This is a genomic window from Mesorhizobium sp. M7A.F.Ca.CA.004.04.2.1 (assembly GCF_004022825.1).
Lineage (GTDB): Bacteria > Pseudomonadota > Alphaproteobacteria > Rhizobiales > Rhizobiaceae > Mesorhizobium.
Map to the genome: position 1 here is coordinate 1 of NZ_RZPH01001245.1, position 1,523 is coordinate 1,523.

A 1,523-nucleotide genomic window follows, 5' to 3' on the forward strand; every position below is an offset into this window, starting at 1 on the left:
AGCCCAGGCTTTTCAATTTCCCGAACTGTTGATCTGAGAAATAGATGCTTGCTGGCGCGGCCGCGCTGTCGTAGCTCTTGGTCTTCGACTGTATCGAATCGCCGGGGGGCGAGACGTCCGATTCGTTGTTGTGAACGATCAGGTCAGATGCACTATCGCGCTGGTCTGTCGCCGATACGGCAGCTTCGGGGAAGGGGGGAAGACGTTGAATGTCGCAGCGTCGACTATTGTCGGAAGCCGGCACTTCCTGTTCAGGATTCGGTTTCAACTGCTTGGCGGACTGACATTCGCGATTTTTGCGCCGGCGATCATCCGGATTGTCTTCAATCCTGAATTCATCTATTCGGCCAATCTTCAGGTAACAGTAGCCGCTGCGGTCATCGCGCACCTTGTGGGCTTCTTGTCTTATCGCCGCATCGGAAATTTCCCGGGCGTGGCCGCGGCAAGTTACATCTTGCCGACATTTGCCCTGTCCTACGGGGCTGTTTTCCTGACCATCTTCTTTTTTCGGTTCGAGTACAGCCGGTTTCAGGCTGCCGCCAGTTTCACGCAGTCCACGCTCTGGTACTTCGGCCTGAGCCTGTTGACGCGGCGTCTCGATCCGTACCGGCTCGTGGTGATTCCCGGCGGAGATGTCGAGCGCCTCAAGACGTTACCGGGTGTGCATTGGTTTTGGATCAAGTCGACCAGTACGATAATCGAAAGAGCCAGCGGCGTGGTCGTTGATCTGCGTGCCGATCTTGGCGCGGAATGGGAACGATACATCGCGGATCGGGCCCTTTCGGGAACGCCCGTATACCACGTCAAGCAGGTCAGAGAGTCGCTGACCGGTCGGGTCGAGATCGAGCACCTGTCGGAAAACACGCTTGGTTCGCTCAATCCGAACCAGGCCTATCTCAAGATCAAGCAGGCGGTCGACTGGGTCTCGGCACTTGTCTTGATCATCGTTCTTTCCCCCGTTCTGGCGTTGATAGCGCTGCTGATCCGGCTGGATTCCGATGGTCCTGCGCTGTTTCGCCAGCAACGCATGGGCTACCGGGGCAAGATCTGCACGGTCTACAAGTTTCGCTCGATGCGCCAGCACTCTGGCGCCGGCAGCGACAAGGAAAGGGCGATCACCAGGCACGACGATGACCGCATCACCAGAGTCGGGCGTTTCCTGCGAAAATCCAGGATCGACGAACTGCCGCAGGTCATCAACATCCTGCGTGGCGAAATGAGTTGGATCGGACCGCGGCCGGAAGCTGTCGTGCTGTCGCAGTGGTACGAGGCTGAGCTGCCATTCTACCGCTACAGGCATATCGTCAGGCCGGGCATAAGTGGGTGGGCACAAGTAAATCAGGGGCATGTGGCTGCCGTCGATGACGTTATGGGAAAATTGCACTATGATTTCTATTACATAAAGAACTTTTCGCCTTGGCTGGACGTTTTGATAACTCTCAAGACGCTGAAAACGATGCTTACCGGCTTTGGTGCGAGATAACCAATGCGAAGCATGGCTCTGGAATAGCAAGCGCAGGAAG

2 protein-coding genes are annotated in these 1,523 nt (G+C 56.4%); one reads left to right on the forward strand and one right to left on the reverse strand.

The features are described 5' to 3' along the window. The coding region (locus EN893_RS38830; RefSeq protein WP_206640231.1) for a hypothetical protein at nucleotides 1–244 on the reverse strand (244 nt) is incomplete at its 3' end. On the opposite strand from EN893_RS38830, the gene EN893_RS33465 reads away from it, so the two are divergent. Further along, complete coding sequence (locus tag EN893_RS33465) at nucleotides 206–1,483, forward strand: sugar transferase (protein ID WP_236382852.1); 1,278 nt, start codon at nucleotides 206–208, stop codon at nucleotides 1,481–1,483. The genes EN893_RS38830 and EN893_RS33465 overlap by 39 nt on opposite strands. The last annotated feature ends 40 nt before the right edge of the window (nucleotides 1,484–1,523 follow it).